Origin of the sequence: Streptomyces sp. NPDC046712, assembly GCF_040645695.1 — a bacterium.
GTDB lineage: Bacteria > Actinomycetota > Actinomycetes > Streptomycetales > Streptomycetaceae > Streptomyces.
Map to the genome: position 1 here is coordinate 1 of NZ_JBEYYW010000008.1, position 15829 is coordinate 15829.

Here is a 15829-nt window from a genome sequence, read left to right on the forward strand (position 1 = left end):
CCCGCCGCGGCGCAGCGCTCACCACCCGGCCGCCGAGTGCAGCGAGGGGTGGGAGCAGCACACCACCCGGTCCGCGTCTTCGACCACGTCCTCGCCGTTGACCCGGAACCGCAGCTGGGCAGCGAACCGGGGCGCGCGGCGCCCGGCACCCACCACGGGCCGTCGTCCGGCGGCCCGGGATGCAGCCGGAGCGCCCCCTGTCGGTCGGCCAATTCGAGGAGTGTCGGGGAAGCGCCGGTTCCCGGGGCAGGGCGGTGTCCGAGGGGCCGCGTTGGGCGTTGAGGCCGGCGGAGCTCTACGGCCGTTCGAAGAGTTGGAGGACGCCGCCGACGGAGAAGCACAGGGCGCCGGTGAGAGTGCCCCAGTTGGCGATGTCGATGTTGACCGGGCTGCCGGTGGCCGGCCGGGTGTAGGCGGCGAGGGCCGAGACCATGAACAGGACGGACCCGAACTGGTTCACCGCGACGATCCACCAGCCGAGGCTGCGCGGGAGCAGGCGAGGCCCACCGTGGCAGACCTCGACCAGGGCGAGATGCCCGGAGACCAGGAACAGCACGCAGCCCACCACGTCGGGTACCCAGATCAGCCGGTTGACCTGGTGGACGTTCAGTCCCTGGAGGAAGGAGTCCAGCAGGTTGACGCCGAACACCAGGGTGCCGGTGAACAAGATGAAGACGCTCAGCCAGTCCACCCGCGTCGGCTCGTAGCTCCACCACCGCCAGCGGTGGGTGACCAGCGCCTGGCCGCCGACCACATGGCGGGGCGCGTTGATCACCTGCAGCAGCGAGGCGTAGCCGCCGGTGTTGAAGAAGAGGCCGCCCGCGAAGTAGATCGAGGCGCTTTGGGTGGCGTCGCCGGAGCCGAACTGGGCGACGGCGGCACCGGCCGCGAACAGGGCCCCGCCGATGACGAAGGCGGTCGCGGCGACGACGTTGAGCCTGCGCAGGCGGCGGACCGCCACCTCGTCGGCACGAGCATGCCGGCCGGCCTCCGAGCCCGGTGCCCGAACGGCGAGGACTCCGCGGCGCCGCGCGAGCCGCGACTCCCAGACCGCCTCCCCGCCACCGGCCAGACGCCAGGTGACCCGGGTGGTGAACGGTCCCGCGCCCTCGGCGCGCTGCTCGGCTTGCCTCACGGCCCGAGACTAGATCGCCGAGCATGCCCTCTCCCGGCGAAACGCCGACCCGGCCCCACCCCGGAGGCAGCCGGTCCTTGAGGCGGCCGGCCTCTGCCCGCCCGGGTCCGGACAGCCTGGAGCCTCGACTGGCCGTGCGTCCGGGAACCGCAGAGCAGGTCAACGCACGTACAGGAGAGCCACAGGTGGTCAACTCAGTCCGGCCTGGCCCTCAGTGGTGGAAGCCGACGCGGTCCGCGTCGTGCGGACGCCCCTGTTCGAGGCACGTCTCGGCCTGCAGGCGGTCCAGCTCGGCCGCGATCTCCGCCGCCGGGTCGTACGTGAAAGTTGCTTCGTTGATTTCTAAGGACGGCGTGTGTTGACGGATTCCGACGACAGTTGTTGATCAACCCGATTCGGGCTGTCGACGAGAAGGACGGCACCAGTCACGGAGAACACGGGAAAAGAAGGCCCCGGGCTGTCCGTTCACAGTCGCCGAACATGCAGCCGAGGCCGGGCTCCGTCACCGGCACCCCGCAGCACGGGTGATCGATATTCTCACGTGCATGGGGCTGGACATCACTGTGATAATCGCCGACTGGTCATGGCTGGGTGAGGTTCCGCCCAGGGACAGGCTGTCGCGGTTGAGGGATGCCTGGTACGCCGACGAGACGGGGCTGTGGGATCACGATGCGCCAGTGGTCGAAGGCGACTGGGCGTGGCCACGAGGGGCGAGCAGCGCCTCCTTCGCCGTCTACGAGTTTCGGGGCACCCTGGGTTCGTACAAGCCGCACTTCTGGGCTGGGGAACGGTGGGAGTCCGTACGCGACCATGCCGACCCGCTGGTACGGGCCCGCTTGGATACCTTGCTGCTCGGGTTGATCTGGGGAGGGCTGGACGGTGAGGCGGAGCACGTGGATCAGGGCTTCTTCTGCGATGACCCCGCCGTCACGTACGGCGTGCTGCTCGCGAGGTCGCCGGCCGGCGTGCGGGAACTGGCCACGACGTCGGAGGAGGTACGGCCCTGGCTCGACGGGTTGCGTGGGCCGTTTGACGAGCATGCTGCCGCGCCTGAGGGCTGGGTCCGCGACTTCGCCGAGTTCACCGAGCTGCTGGACGACTGGGGCCGCGTTCTTTCCGAAGCCGCCCGGAAGGGCTGGGGACTCATAGGGCTGAGCGAGTAGGGCGCGACTGGTCGCCTCGCGCGACTTGATCACGCCGGATCGCTGCGTACAGCTCGCCCTTCGACATCTGCTGCATGACCGGCACCTTTCACCAAGAACCCGATTCGGTCCTGTCTCCGCCTATTTCATCTCCGCCGACGGCCCCGTGGCCGCCAAGCGTCACACCCCTTCGCGGGAGGCCTTGGAGGCCATGTCCGTGCAGCACCCGACCGACGTCGGCAGTCGGAGCTGGCCGACCACTACCGCGAAGCGCTCCCCTGCTGCCGGCAATGGCTGGGGATCGTCCTCGATTCGCGGTGCCGGTCCGGGGAGCTGGCCGCGCTGCGCCTTGCCGATGTAGCCGGCGAGCAGCGGGTGGTGGGGATCCGGCGCCGTCCGCAGCAGGCTCCGCCTGGGCGTGTGGAGGAGATTGCGGCGCTGGCCGTGCATCCGTCGGCGGTGGAGGCGATTCGTGCAGGGCATGTGCATCAGCGGTCGGAGGCCGTACGGCGGCGGGGTGAGTGGTGTTCTTGAACGCCGACTGCGAGTCTGTGCAGGTCAGCGCGACTGTGTCGGCTCGCGTCGGGCGATAGACGGGTGGTTTGACGGGCCGCGGTGAGCCGGATGCCGACGACGAAGGCGAGGTCCTGCCCTAGCTGTGCGATCTGTACGGGGCGGCGATGGCGGACAACACCGCTTGGTATTCCGTGGTCCGGACTCGTCGGCCGTCTTCGTCGTCGCCCACGGCTCGACGGTTCTCCAGACGTTCGGAGGTGTCTCATTCAGGTGCCAGTAGAGTGGAGCAGACGAGAGAAGAGATCCTCGATGGACTCCCGCATAGCGCGCATACGCTCCAAGTTGGCGAGGGCGCCGTACCAAGCGCAGCGCAGCCACTCGTTGGGTGCCGAGCGCCACCGGTTTCGCGTTGGCCCGCGCATCAGTTCCGCACAGGCGGATGCCTTCGAGCGCGAACACCACATCGCATTGCCGTTGGCCTACCGAGAGTTCCTCGTCGGACTCGGAGGCAGCGGTGCGGGCCCCTTCTACGGCCTGCTTCCGCTGGAGGATTGCAGGCTGTTCACCATGGACCGAAAGCCTCCGGACGGCACCCCGCGGGGATTCCATCACGTGGACCACCCGGACGCGCTGCAAGGAGATCGGTTCCTCCACATCGTTGAGATGGGATGCACCGACCTGTGCCTCATCGGCGTGACCGGGCCCCTCACCGGCCGCATGGTCACCGGCAACGCGGACGGCCTCTGGCACGCGAACGTCTCCTCGGCCCAGGACTTCCTGAGCTGGTATGAACGCTGGCTCAACCACATGCGGGACGGTATGGACAACCCCGCGCTGGGCCTCACCTCTCCGTCGACCGTCGCAAGCACCCCCTGGGGGCCCCGTGCCACGGCCCGTAGAAGTCGGTGACCGTACGCCGCAGAGGGATGGGGGGACGGAACCCGGAACCGAGTTCCTCAGAACGCCCATGTGTCATGCGACCTGGAGAAGGACGGCTAGCGCATGGTCGTGGGCTGCTCGCGAGAGCACCTGGCCGAGCTGGTCGCGCAGTAGCCGAGCCCGCGCGGTGACACACCCTTCCGATGGTCCTGCTGCTGGGCGGCCCCGCGTTCCCTTCGCCACGTGGCCCGGTCCGGGAGGCGAGGTGGCAGGATGACGCGGTGTCCGACTCTCTGCATGAACCGTGGCTGCGCGGCATCGCCTTCAATCCGGCGGCGCCCTCCGACGTACTGATACGCCTGCTGGATCGAGCGGCCGGTGAGGCCGGCCAGCTGATGTGTGAGGGCCGTGACCTGCCCGCTGCCGTCATCGACGCAGCCTTGCGGCACCCGGCCATGGCGATCCGCGGCCGACTCGCCCGCAACCAGCACGTCGACCCCGCACAACTCGCCCCCCTGGCAACCGACCCGTCGGGGATCATCCGCGCTGGGCTTGCCGGAGGGTCCCGCTACCCTCGGCCCCGACGGGTCCGACCGCTGCCGGACGACATCCTCGTCACCTTCATGACCGCCCAGGACGGGGGCGAGGACGGCATGCTCACCGAGCACGAGATCGTCCAGGAGCTCAGTTCCTCTCGGCAGATCCCTCTGTCCTTCTACCGCGCCATGGCCGGGCACGACCACCCCGAAATCCGCAAACGCGCCACCTGGAGGTGGCAGTCACTCACCCCTGCGCAGCGGAAGGCCCTGCTCGACGACCCCGACCCCGCCGTACGGGAAGCGGCGCAGGAGAGCCGCTGGGAGCTGGACCCGGAAGCGGTGGAGGCCAAGCTGCCGTCCATTGGCTCGCACGGCAAGTCGTTCGTGGTCGGCACGTGCGCCCTGTCCCCCGCACTCGTCGAGCAATGCTTCGCGGACGACACGGTGCACCCCCTGACCTGGAACCGCCACACCCCGGCCGACGCCGTCGCCCGGCTCGCCCGCCACCCCGAGGCAAAGGTCCGCGAGATGATCGCCGCCCGGCCCGACGTGGGACCGGACCTGGTCACCGAGCTGAGGGAGGACCCGGACGAGGACGTGCGGATGCGCGCACGCCTCCACCCCTTCCCCCGCACCTGGGCCGAGTACTGGGCGATCGAAAGGGTCATCGGGCACGGTCCGGACTGCACCTGCCCGATCACCGACCCGGCCCCCGAGCTGTCGCCCGACTGGTTCGCCGCCTGCGCGGCGTCCGAGGTACCAGCGCTCCGCCGGGTTGCAGCCAGCTGGCCCGGCCTGCCCGCGGAACTCGTCGAGACACTCGCGCAGGACGACGACGAGGAGGTACGGATCCGCCTGGCCTGCCACCACCCCCTCACTCCGCCACACCTCCTCCTGGACGTCTTCGTCAGCCGCCCGGTCCACCGTCCGCACCTGCTGACCCTGCCCGCGTTCCCCCGCACCGGCCTGGCCCACCTCATCGCCCACCCGGACCCCGCGGTACGCGCTCTGGCCGCAGCCGATCCCACCCTGCCCGAACCCCCGGTGGACGACCCCGACGAGTCGGTGTGCCGGGCGGCCGCTGCCAACCCGAGCCTGACACCGGAAGCCTTGGAGCCCCTCCTCGTCGACCCCCGCACGGCGGAGGGCGCTGCGGCCAACCCGTCCCTCCCCGTCCCCCGCATGCACGCACTCCTCGACCGCTGCCTGAACGGCGCCGCCAACTGACCTACGACGGCCCGACGCTGAGAGACGACACTCACATAGCGATCACAGGCGCCCTCAGCCACGTCGCGAAGGCGTGGCTGATCGAGGAGTACGACATCGCGCCGGCCGAGAAGCTTGCCCAGGCGTAGCCCGGCCCGCGCCGGCGCCGGCGCCGAGCCGAGGCCACACGACAAGGCCAGCACCCGCCTGGTCACCGAGGGCGCGGAACCTGGAGCCGATACGCCCCTGGCGACCACAAGCGGTGACCGCCGGAAGGGGGTTCGACCGAGAAGTCAGGCGACCGACGCCCGGAAGGGATCAGTGGGAATGATCTCCGCCTCGTCGAAAAGCTGCTCAAGCGCCTCGTGTCCGTGACGCCTGCGGAACTCGATCTCGGCGGTCGTCACAGGCAGCGTCCACAGGATTCGGGCGTGTCCCCCAGGGAGCGGACAGTGCTCAAGGTCGGGTCCGTGGAGATAGGGCAGGCTGATCAGCAGGTGATCGCAGGTCGACCCTGGCACCCACGGTTCACCGATCGGCATGCTGTGCTCCACATCGAGCTGATGCCCTCCGCAGTGGTAGTAAGCGGTCATGGCCATGAGCTCGATGAACCGCTGGTCGCGGACATGAGCGGTCATGACAAACTCAAGGCCCTGGCCGTCCTTCTCCATCGCGGCCCAACACCCGGCGGTCACATAGGCCCAGCTGTCACAGCGGGGGCCGGGCCCCACAACGAGAACCCGCAGGTCGGGCACCACCTCTCGCCGTTCTGGCCCGAGGTCGTAGTCGACGACCTCCACGGAATGCCCCACGAAGAACGCCCGGACATGTGACTCGACGGCCTCCACAGCCAGCAGCCTCGCATCACTCACCGCGCGATCATCCCAGACCCTCGCTCAGCGCCACGGCAGGGAGCGTCAGCCATGAATACGCGACACTCAACATGCGACCTCACCAGCCACGGGGTCGATGTAACGCTGCATGACACTCGGGGCTGAGGTCGGCGTAACGGCGAGCCGTACGGTGGATGCCGGCAGTAGATGCTCCGCTTCCGAGTCGGTCTGTCGCACCTCTGCTCAACCGACGGGCCGTCAGCATGGTGCCGCGGTAAATGTCGGACGTGGCCAACTCGCTGGATTTCCGTTGCGGCAACCTGGACGACGACCGAAATCGACTGGGGGCGAGACTTTTCCTATGAGAGTCAGATGCCTGCAGATCCTCCACCCCGCGGCCGATATCCCAGTCGCGGAGTACGACGGGATCCGGGTGGGTGCTGTCTACCCGGTTCTGGAGATGGTCGCCTACGACATCGATTGCCAGATCCGCGTACTCGGCCCCGGTACACCGGACCCAGGACTGCTCTGGGACCCCGCCGACTTCGAGACGGTGGACAGCGAAATACCCCCCGGCTGGACCCTGGTCATCGCCGACGGCCGCACCCGCCTCGCGGACGCCCGCTGGCAGCGCCCTGGATTCTGGACCGACTATCACCACGGCGACCCGCAGGCCCTGGCCGACTACGAGCATGTGAAACGCGAACTCCTCGCCGCCGCCCCACCCCACGAGAGCTGACCCTGCACCCGGATCCCTTCTCCTGCGTCCAGTCGGGGCAGCAGCCCGACGGCGACGGACCAGATCCACTGAGACAACGACCGACCTCCGCACCGGAGTCCAGATCAAATGAGAAGACCTGCACCCCGGCTTCTCAGCCTGGGGGCGCGAGTGGGGCCCCAAGCGCGGCGCGGAGCACCTTGAACTTCACCCGCTTGGCTCGGTGCTCCGCGGTTTGAGCGGCTGATCACTGAACATGAGTTGCATCTGTTCCTCTCGCCGACTCGCGACGAGCTGAAGTGGGCGGCCGAGGCGACGGACAGCGGCGCGACAGCAGCCATCCAGTCAGCGCGGCGGCGAGGCCGGCCAGCCCGGCCGCCGCGAAGCCGCCCGCCGGCGCGGAGACGTCGATCGCCACCCCGACGATCGGGGATCCGAGCGCGAAACCCGCACTCTGCGCCGAGGATTGAAGGCCTGTCGCCTCACCCCGCACGCCGGCCGGCGCCAGTCGGCTCACCGCGTCGGCCACCGCGGAAAGGGTCGGCGCGGTGAGAAACCCGGTGCCGACGACGGCCACGCACAACCAGGGCCAGTCGTGGGCAAGCCCTGCGGGAATCGTCACGAGACCGAGCAAGCCGAGCAGCAACCACGTGGGCAGCGACCGGGACAGCGCGCCGTAGATCAGCCCGCCGGCGACAGAGGTCACGCCGAGCACGGCCACGACCAGGGCGGCCCAGGACACCTGACCTGCTTCTTCGAGCGTGGCAACGATGGCGAGGTCGATGCCGCTGAGCAGCGTCGTAGTACCGAACGCGATCGTCAGTACGGCAATCATGCCGCCGCTCAGCCACTCCTTTCGCCGGGGCCGTCCGGCCGCGCCGGCATCCGCCTCGTCCTCGGCACGCAGCGGCGGGTTGAGCAGGGCGATCCCGGTTCCGCCGACCACGATCGCGGCGCCGAGCCCCCACGCCACCACACCGGGGGACACCTTCGCGGCGCACAGGATCACGACTGCCGGGCCCACCATGTACGACAGCTCGCCCTGCACCGACTCCAGCGCGAACGCGGCCCGGCGCTGTTCCGTCGTCGTCATCGCGGCGATCGCCTGCCTGGTGACCGGCTGGGCCGGCACCATCAGCAGACCCGCCGCAAAGGCGGCGCCCAGCAGGATCCCGTACGGCAGGATCGGCACGCTCAGCCAGAACAGAAGCTGCGCTACGACAGTCAGCAGCAGCACACTACGCAGACCCCGCCGATCGATCATGCGGCCGAGCAGCGGCCCGCCCAGCGCCAGCCCGGTGGTCAGAGCCGCCGCTACACCACCGGCCGCCACGTAGCTCATATTCAGGCTAAGCACGACATACATCGTCAGTGCCATCACGTCAGCCGTGATCGCGGTACGGGCAAGGAAGGAAGCGCCCAACAGCGATGCCATCCCCGGCACGGCGAGGATCTGTCGGTATCCGGTCACTCACGTGACGCTAAATCCTGCGTCAGACCATAGGTAGTGGTTCATTTACTGCGACCGACATAATGAATCGTTATGGCCAGGGATCTTGAAACCGCATTGCTGCGGTCCTTCGTCACCATCGTTCAGGCGGGCAGCATCAGCCGCGCCGCGACCACGCTCGGACATACCCAGCCCGCGCTCAGCCAGCAGGTGCGCAAGCTCGAGAGGGCCATCGGCCGTCCACTGCTCCACCGATCACCGTCCGGTGTCTCGCTGACCCGGGCGGGCGAGGAGCTCCTGCCGTACGCCGAACGCATTCTCTCGCTCTCCGCACAGGCACTCACCGAAACCGGGCGCACGCTCACCGGCCGCTGCGGCGTCGGGCTGCTCGAAGACCTCGCCGCGTCCCAGCTTCCGCAGGCCCTCGCCGACCTCGCCCGGCTGCACCCCGGCGCAACCCTGGAGGTGCTCAGCATGTCCAACGCCGCCATGCGGGAGGCCTACGACACGGGCCGCGTCCAACTCGTGCTCAACGAGGTGCCGGCCATTCCCGGACCGCCGCGCTGGACCGTACGCCGCCCGCTGGTCTGGGCGATCGGCCAGGGCGTGGACGTGACTGCCGATCCGCTGCCGGTGGTGCTGTTCTCGAACACGTGCTCCTGGCGTACGGCGGTGCTGGAAACCCTGGAACGCGCCGATCGACCCTGGCGGGTGGCCTTCGAAAGCAACAGCCTGGTCAGTGTGCTCGCCGCGGTACGGGCCGGGCTCGGCGTCGCGGCGCTCATGCCCACCAACCTCGAACCGGCCATGGCCTGCCACTACGCGGACGCCCTGCCCGCTCTGCCGGACGTCGAGCTCGGCCTCGCACGACACCCGCGATCCGAAGGTGATCCGCTGATCGATGCCGTCGAGACCGCGCTACGACGCATGATCTGAGTTTCGCGGCCGGCCGGCGCGCCGTTTGCGTCCAACCCACAACAGCGGCTGCTGACGCGGTGCTCGCGGGCCAGGCCGGCGATGGACTGGCCGCCCAGGTACGCGACACGCACGGCGTCATTCTTCTCGTCCTCGACGGCCGGGCGCCGGCCGCCCTTGTTGTGCACAGTGAGGACCGCTTCATCGTGGGCGCGGCGAGTTGATGCCCGCCAGCGTGGCCCCGACCACGTGCAGGTGGACGGGCCTTTCATGAGCCGTCGGCTGTCTCCTGCGGGTGCTCGGCTGCGCAGAACTGTTCCAGGAGGAGTGGCGAGCCGAGGGCGGTGGCAGGAGCTTGCGGTGTGCGGCTTCCAGGGTCCGTACGGCGGCGGGAAGCCCGGCCGGCGGCGCCGCTGCCGCGCCGCGGGACCGTCCGCTGCCCGCAGAGGGACCATTACACGACGGCGGCTCTCGAGAAGTCGGACGGCGGCCTGGCGGGCTAGGCTCCCGGAGTCCGTAGTGCGGTGACCAGCGCCGTATTCACGGCGGTTGCAGGCAACATCGTCTTGATGGCCGCCGAGGCGAACGGTGGGTACTCCCGACTGTCCACAGTAGCAGGAGAGAGGCGTTTCATGGATCACTTGGCAGCAGTGTTGGCCATGATGGGTGAGCCGCGTAGGACCCACGACCACTCCGCCGGAACGTGGCAGCACCTCGAAGCAAGTTGCGACGTGGCAGTCCCGGACGACTACAAAAGCATCGTGGAGGCATACGCCCCGGTAGAGGTGAACTGGCATCTGCACCTCCTCCACCCCTCGGAAGATCTCGGGATGTGGATCGGCAGAACCATCGAGGCCTTTCGGGACACGGTCTGGGGCGATGACGTAGCGTGCCCCGGGTTCGAGGAAACAGGACCTCAGTTCGGCGGGAGGACGGGTCTGGTCCCCCTTGCCGGCACCGACAGGGGTGACTATGTCTTCGCGGCGCGAGACGGGGACGTTTGGAGGATCCTCACCTGCGATGGCAACGAACAGGACTTCTACGAATACCGGATGGGGTTCGCGGAGTGGCTACACGGTTGGCTGACGGGTGGTGACATGGTCGGGCCGGACAGTTCTGTGTTCTACCCCGGACCCCTCCGGCTGGAACGCTTCACACGGACCGCCGGCGAACCCTCTCTCGTCTGGGAGGGACCCCCGCGGTAAGCCGTGCACTACGAAGGGGCCCGCATTCCTGGTGGAATGCGCGCCCTCACTCACTGCTCGGGGCATGCGTTCGAACTGACCTTGGGCGGGCGGACGATGAATGTCGCGCAGGCGGCGTCGGCCGGAGCGGAAGCCCGCCCACGGTGACCGCCGCGGCGTCGACAACCACCCCTGAGACCGTGCTCCCCTGAGCGGGACGCCGCGGCTGCGCCGGCCGGCGCGATATCCGGTGGCGAAGCGGGCAGCCGGGGTGCCAAGCTCACCTCACCGAAGGGGCGTAGCTCAGCCCGGCCAGAGCAGCGGACTCCAAACCCGTACGCCGCAGGTTCGAATCCTGCCGCCCCTGCCACTACACCTCGACCAGGACGACTCCGTCGACCTTCTCAGCACACTCCGGCGGCGGGTCCTCAGCGAGGGATCGTTTCACGCGGTCCGGCAGTTCCCTGCGAAGTCCGCGTAGGCAGTGCTCGAAGTACGCCACGGCGAAGTGCCCCCGCAGATCGGGCAGGTGTCGGAACACGCACGCAGGTGCCGCATCGACCACGTCGATCGACACCCGCGGCTGCCGCGTAGGCCCGCCGATCAGCACGTGGCGACGACGGCCGTGGGCGAGTCGACCCACGCCGTCGTCCAGCCGCGGGGCTCGACGCTCAGCCCGTACCGGGCAGCGTCGGGTTGAGTGCCACCGCCGGTGCCCTCCTCCTAGTCTGGCGGGCCGGCGAGGCGCTCGGCGTCGGCGGTGCGGTTCTGCCAGAACTCCGCCGGACGGGCAGGTTCCGGCAGACCCCGGCCCTACGAACATCCGGAGCGGTCCCCAGCCCCCTCGCCCGGACCTTCATACCGGAAGCCGCAGGTCAGCGCACCCGACCCCGCGGCTTCAGCGGCGTCGCGGGCAGTTCCGGGGCCGGGAGCGGGGCGCCGTCGTAGCCCTTCACCTCGCCGAACCTGGTGCCGGTCATCCACGCCTCGCGGGCTTCTTCGATGTCCTGTTGCGACCGGCCGATCCAGTTCCAGAACATGACGATCTCCTCCTCGAACGGCTCGCCGCCCAGGAGCATCAGGCCCGCGTCAGAGACCGCGCGCAGGGGGAGTTCCGTGCGGCCGCAGCCGAGGTAGAGCATCGAGCCCGGGAGGACGGGGACACCGTCGACGTGGGCCTCGCCCGACATCGACAGAACCGCGTACTCGAAGTCCGGCTCCAGCGGGAGGTTCGTCTCCGTGCCCGCCGCCAGGGCGAGGTCGGCGCCGACCAGGGGGCTGTAGGTGGTGCCCGGGGACTGCGCGCCGTCGAGTTCGCCCAGGATCACCGTGGCCGTCAGGCCGGGGGCGGTGACCTGCGGGAGCGTCGCGTGGTGCTGGAAGTGGGGCTCGACGTTGCGGTGGGCGTCCGGTAGCGCCACCCACAGCTGGGCGCCGTGGAGGAAGCGGGCGTGCGGCTTGGGGCTCTCCTCGGAGTGGGAGATCGCCCGGCCCGACGTCATCAGGCCCAGCTCGCGCGGGCGGATCGTCTCGAGGCTGCCCGTGCTGTCGCGGTGCAGGACCTCGCCCTCGTGGAGCCAGCTCACCGTCTGGAGCCCCATGTGCGGATGCGGCGGGACCTGCATGCCGGGCTCGTCGGCGATGTCGTCCGGGCCGTAGTGGTCGACGAACGCCCAGGCGCCGACCATGCGGCGGCCGAGGTTCGGGAGCAGGCGGCGGACCTCGGTCGACTCGCCGAGCTGGACGTGGCGGGGGCTGAGGAGTTCCCGCACCGGCTCGGCGACGACGAAGCCGCGGCCGCCGCAGACGCTGAGGGCGGCCTGACGATCAAGATTGCTCATGACACTCAACCTATTCCTGTCCGGGGACCACGGGGGCGTGTCTCCACGCGGAAATAGTAGTGGAATGTTCAACCATCATGCGGTGTTGAGGACAGTGCCACCCCACCGGGTGGCAGGGTAGGGACGCCACGAGGGAGCGCAAGTGAACGACACGTACTACGAGTTCGGAACGGCCGGAGAGCGCTGGGACCGCGCCCAGCTGTTCTTCGACGCGAAGGAGTACCTGACGGCCGCCCGCATCCTGCGCGGCCTGGTCGCCGAGCACCCCGAGCAGACCGCCCAGCGCCTGCTGCTGGCCCGCGCGTACTACCACTCCGCTCAGCTGTCCCGCGCCGAGACCGAGCTGCGCGCCGTCCTCGACCGCGACCCGGTGGAGCACTACGCCCGGCTGATGCTCGGCCGCACCCTGGAGCGGCAGGGCCGGGCCGCCGAGGCCGCTCCGCACCTGCGGCTCGCGGCCGCGATGTCCGGAGAGCCGACGGACTGAGTCTCGGCCCGGTGTGCGGATTCGTGTGCCAAGCGGCCGGCCAGGTGCCGTGCCCCCGCGCGACGAGCTGGAGGCGGTTCGGTAAGGTCGTCGCGGGAGGTTCGAGCAGTGCGTACGGGACCAGCGGGACGCAGCAGCATGGGAGCGGGCGGTGCCTTGGCGCACCTGCTGCTCGTCGTGGTGCTCGCCCTCGGTGTCTTCGTGATGCACGCCGTGGGCCACCCGGAGAGCTCGTCGGATTCCGCGGCGGACGGCATGACGCACGTCTCCGCCTCCGCGCACCACATGGAGGACGAGGCGCCCGCCTCCACCTCCCACGACTCCGGCATGAATATGGACATGACCACGCTCTGCGTGGCCGTCCTCGGCATCTGGGCGCTGGCCCGGCTCGTCCTGGCCGCGCTCGGGCGCCGCCCCGACTGGCTGGTGCGCCTGCTCGGCCGGCTCACCCGCGCGCTGGGGCCGAACGCCCCGCCGCTCAGACCTCCCGACCTCGCTCAGCTGTCCATCCTGCGGATTTAGGCCGAACCGCCACCGCGGGCGCCTCGCGCTGCCCGCAGACGTGATCACTCAGCCTTTTCTCCACAGACAGCACACGAGGTGTGACACACATGCGTGCCTTCAAGAACCCCGCCGCCCGCAAGGTCGCCCTGGCCGGCTCCGTCGCCGCCCTGGGCCTTCTGCTCTCGGCCTGCGGCTCCGACGGCGACTCCATGAGCGGAATGGACCACGGCGGGAAGACCTCCGCCTCCGCGTCCCCGTCCCCCTCCACGTCCGCATCGTTCAACGACGCGGACGTGACGTTCGCCCAGGGGATGATCCCGCACCACCAGCAGGCGCTGGAGATGGCGAAGCTCGCCGACGGTCGGGCCGAGGACTCTGAGGTCAAGAAGATCGTCGCCGCGATCGAGAAGGCCCAGGACCCCGAGATCGGGACGATGAAGTCCTGGCTCAAGAGCTGGGGCAAGCCCGAGTCCGCCGGCCAGGGCGGGCATGGCGGTCACGGCACGGCTGCCGGGATGATGTCCGATCAGGACATGAAGGACCTGAGGTCCCTCAAGGGCAAGGCCTTCGACCGGAAGTTCGCCGAGCTGATGATCGCCCACCACGAGGGTGCGGTCGAGATGGCCAGGACCGAGCAGAAGGACGGTAGCGACGCGACGGCGAAGAAGCTCGCCGACGACGTGGTGCGGACGCAGTCCGCAGAGATCGCCGAGCTGCGGAAGATCCTCGACCGGCTCTGACCGGCCCGTACCGGCGGCCCCCCTTTTCCGGGGGGCCGCCGGCCCCTTCAGCCGTGCGTGGCCGTACGGACGACGACCTCGCCACCCACCACGACGGTCTCGGCCACCGTTCCCACAATGTGTTCCGGGTCGATGCGGAGGATGTCGCGGGACAGGACGACGAAGTCGGCGAGCTTGCCGACGCTCAGGGAACCCCGCTCCGTCTCAAGAAAATTGGCGTACGCCGAACCCATGGTGTAGCCCTCGATCGCGGTGGCGACGTCGATCGTCTCCTCCGGCGTCCAGGGCTCCCCGCCTCCGACGAGCGGCCGGCGGGTGACCGCCGTGTAGATGCCGACCATGGGGTCCATCTCGGCGACGTTCCAGTCGCTGGAGAGGGCGAGGACGGCTCCGGCGGCATGCAGGCTGCGCAGCGGCCACGCCTTGTGCCAGCGGTCGGGGCCGATGTTCTCGGCCCAGTCCTGGCCCGGGCCCGCGATGTCGGGGGCGGCGTGCCGGGGCTGCATGCAGGCGATGACACCGAGTTCGGCGAAGCGCGGGGTGTCGGCCGGGTCGAGGCATTCGACGTGGACGATCTGGTGGCGGGCGTCGCGCGGCCCGTTGGCGGAACGGGCACTGGCGACGGCGTCGAGGACCGTACGGATGCCGCGGTCTCCGGTGGCGTGCACGAAGCATTGGAAGCCGCGCGCGTCGAGTCGGGTGAGCAGTGCGGCGAACTCCTCCGGCGGGTAGAACGTGTCGCCGCGGTGGTGCCCGCAGCCGGCGTACGGCTCCAGGAGGGCGGCCGTACGGGGTTCGACGACGTCGTCGATGTACAGCTTGAGGGGGCCGACGCACAGCCGGTCGTCGTCGAACTTCCGTGCCGCGGCGGCGAATTCGTCGAGGTCTTCCTCGGTGGTGCCGCGCGGGTGGAAGAGGGCGGCGACGATCCGGGAGCGGAGTCGGCCCTCGGCGCGGGCCCACTCGAAGAGGGCGAGGTCGTCGAGGGAGTTCTGGGGTTCGACGACGGTGGTGATGCCGTAGCCGATGGCGTCGTCGAGGCTCTTGGCGAGCCTGCCGTACTGGCGGTCGGGTGCGGCCCACGGCACACCGAGCTCGCGCAGGGCGCGGTGGCCCGCGCGGGAGAGTCCCTTGACGGCGAAGTCCTTGACGAACCCGGTGGGTTCGCCGGTCTCGGGGTCCGTCACGGCGGTGCCGAACGGGAGGTCGACGTGGTCCCGGTCGATGCCGAGCCGGCGCATGGCGACGGTGTTGAGCCAGGCGGTGTGCACGTCGTAGCTGAGGACGAGGGCGGGTGTGCCCTCGGTGGCCGGGTCGAGATCGGCGGCGGTCGGCATCCGTCCGCCGGGGATCGCCGAGTAGTCGAAGGCCTCGGCCTCGATCCACGCGGCGTCGGGGTGAGCGGCGCGCCAGGTGCGGATCCGCTCGTGGATCTCGTCGAGGGTGCGGGCGCCCGCGAGTTGGACGCAGGCGTCGTCGGAGCCGAGGCGTACGTGGTTGTGGGCGTCGATGAACCCGGGCAGGACGAGTCGGCCCCCCGCGTCGAGGATCCGGGTGTCGGGTCCGACCCAGGCGGCCGCCTCGGCGTCCGCGCCGAGCCAGACGATCCGTCCGTCGCGCACGGCGAGCGCCTCGGCCTCGGGCAGCGCGGGGTCGACGGTGTGGACGCGGGCCCGGGTGAGGACCAGATCGGCAGGGGCGGGGCTGTTCATACGGACGGACTCCAGCTTCTTTCAGGGG

General features: G+C 69.8%; 15 protein-coding genes and 1 tRNA gene. 10 read left to right on the forward strand and 6 right to left on the reverse strand.

Annotation, left to right across the window (positions count from 1 at the left end; genetic code table 11):
- Positions 1–295 precede the first annotated feature (295 nt).
- Complete coding sequence (locus ABZ939_RS12795; protein WP_361852632.1) at positions 296–1135, reverse strand: hypothetical protein; 840 nt, start codon at positions 1133–1135, stop codon at positions 296–298.
- Positions 1136–1680: 545 nt separating this feature from the next.
- On the opposite strand from ABZ939_RS12795, the gene ABZ939_RS12800 reads away from it, so the two are divergent.
- Positions 1681–2298: a hypothetical protein gene (locus ABZ939_RS12800; protein ID WP_361852635.1), complete on the forward strand. Its 618-nt coding sequence runs from the start codon at positions 1681–1683 to the stop codon at positions 2296–2298.
- A 159-nt stretch (positions 2299–2457) separates the two neighbouring features.
- Here the strand turns inward: ABZ939_RS12800 and ABZ939_RS12805 are convergent, their stop codons facing one another.
- Positions 2458–2760, reverse strand: coding sequence for a hypothetical protein (locus ABZ939_RS12805; protein WP_361852638.1), 303 nt, complete (start codon positions 2758–2760; stop codon positions 2458–2460).
- 600 nt (positions 2761–3360) lie between these two features.
- On the opposite strand from ABZ939_RS12805, the gene ABZ939_RS12810 reads away from it, so the two are divergent.
- Together ABZ939_RS12810 and ABZ939_RS12815 are read left to right on the forward strand one after the other, a co-directional pair.
- The gene (locus tag ABZ939_RS12810; protein WP_361852641.1) at positions 3361–3702 is read left to right on the forward strand and encodes a hypothetical protein; all 342 of its coding nucleotides are present in this window, start codon (positions 3361–3363) and stop codon (positions 3700–3702) included.
- Positions 3703–3953: 251 nt separating this feature from the next.
- A complete protein-coding gene (locus tag ABZ939_RS12815) occupies positions 3954–5438 on the forward strand; it encodes a hypothetical protein (RefSeq protein ID WP_361852644.1) in 1485 nt (494 codons plus the stop codon).
- 272 nt (positions 5439–5710) lie between these two features.
- Here the strand turns inward: ABZ939_RS12815 and ABZ939_RS12820 are convergent, their stop codons facing one another.
- The gene (locus ABZ939_RS12820; protein WP_361852647.1) at positions 5711–6289 is read right to left on the reverse strand and encodes a suppressor of fused domain protein; all 579 of its coding nucleotides are present in this window, start codon (positions 6287–6289) and stop codon (positions 5711–5713) included.
- A gap of 322 nt (positions 6290–6611) precedes the next feature.
- Between ABZ939_RS12820 and ABZ939_RS12825 the strand changes: the two genes are divergently transcribed.
- Positions 6612–6989: a hypothetical protein gene (locus ABZ939_RS12825; protein WP_361852649.1), complete on the forward strand. Its 378-nt coding sequence runs from the start codon at positions 6612–6614 to the stop codon at positions 6987–6989.
- Between the two features lie 226 nt (positions 6990–7215).
- On the opposite strand, the gene ABZ939_RS12830 is transcribed toward ABZ939_RS12825, so the two are convergent.
- Positions 7216–8439 carry an MFS transporter gene (locus tag ABZ939_RS12830; protein ID WP_361852652.1) on the reverse strand — a complete coding sequence of 408 codons (1224 nt, stop codon included), beginning with the start codon at positions 8437–8439 and terminating at the stop codon, positions 7216–7218.
- A gap of 72 nt (positions 8440–8511) precedes the next feature.
- Here ABZ939_RS12830 and ABZ939_RS12835 point away from each other — a divergent pair, with 72 nt between their 5' ends.
- The 3 genes from ABZ939_RS12835 to ABZ939_RS12845 all read left to right on the forward strand — a co-directional run bounded on the left by ABZ939_RS12835 (position 8512) and on the right by ABZ939_RS12845 (position 10887).
- A complete protein-coding gene (locus ABZ939_RS12835; protein ID WP_361852655.1) occupies positions 8512–9354 on the forward strand; it encodes a LysR family transcriptional regulator in 843 nt (280 codons plus the stop codon).
- Positions 9355–9857: 503 nt separating this feature from the next.
- Positions 9858–10538, forward strand: coding sequence for an SMI1/KNR4 family protein (locus ABZ939_RS12840; protein WP_361852658.1), 681 nt, complete (start codon positions 9858–9860; stop codon positions 10536–10538).
- 271 nt (positions 10539–10809) lie between these two features.
- Positions 10810–10887 (forward strand) — tRNA-Trp (locus ABZ939_RS12845).
- Positions 10888–11392: 505 nt separating this feature from the next.
- Here the strand turns inward: ABZ939_RS12845 and ABZ939_RS12850 are convergent.
- Positions 11393–12358, reverse strand: a complete 966-nt coding sequence (locus ABZ939_RS12850; RefSeq protein WP_361852660.1) for a pirin family protein — start codon at positions 12356–12358, stop codon at positions 11393–11395.
- A gap of 142 nt (positions 12359–12500) precedes the next feature.
- On the opposite strand from ABZ939_RS12850, the gene ABZ939_RS12855 reads away from it, so the two are divergent.
- The 3 genes from ABZ939_RS12855 (at position 12501) to ABZ939_RS12865 (ending at position 14089) form a co-directional block, all read left to right on the forward strand.
- A complete protein-coding gene (locus ABZ939_RS12855) occupies positions 12501–12845 on the forward strand; it encodes a tetratricopeptide repeat protein (protein ID WP_361852663.1) in 345 nt (114 codons plus the stop codon).
- Positions 12846–12953: 108 nt separating this feature from the next.
- On the forward strand, positions 12954–13367 hold the full coding sequence (locus tag ABZ939_RS12860) for a DUF6153 family protein (RefSeq protein ID WP_361852666.1): 414 nt from the start codon (positions 12954–12956) through the stop codon (positions 13365–13367).
- A gap of 89 nt (positions 13368–13456) precedes the next feature.
- Positions 13457–14089 (forward strand): DUF305 domain-containing protein, encoded by a 633-nt coding sequence (locus ABZ939_RS12865; RefSeq protein WP_361852669.1) that lies wholly within the window; start codon positions 13457–13459, stop codon positions 14087–14089.
- 47 nt (positions 14090–14136) lie between these two features.
- Here ABZ939_RS12865 and ABZ939_RS12870 read toward each other — a convergent pair whose 3' ends face one another.
- Entirely contained in the window at positions 14137–15801 is a 1665-nt protein-coding gene (locus ABZ939_RS12870) for an amidohydrolase (protein WP_361852672.1), read from the reverse strand.
- Positions 15802–15829 lie beyond the last annotated feature (28 nt).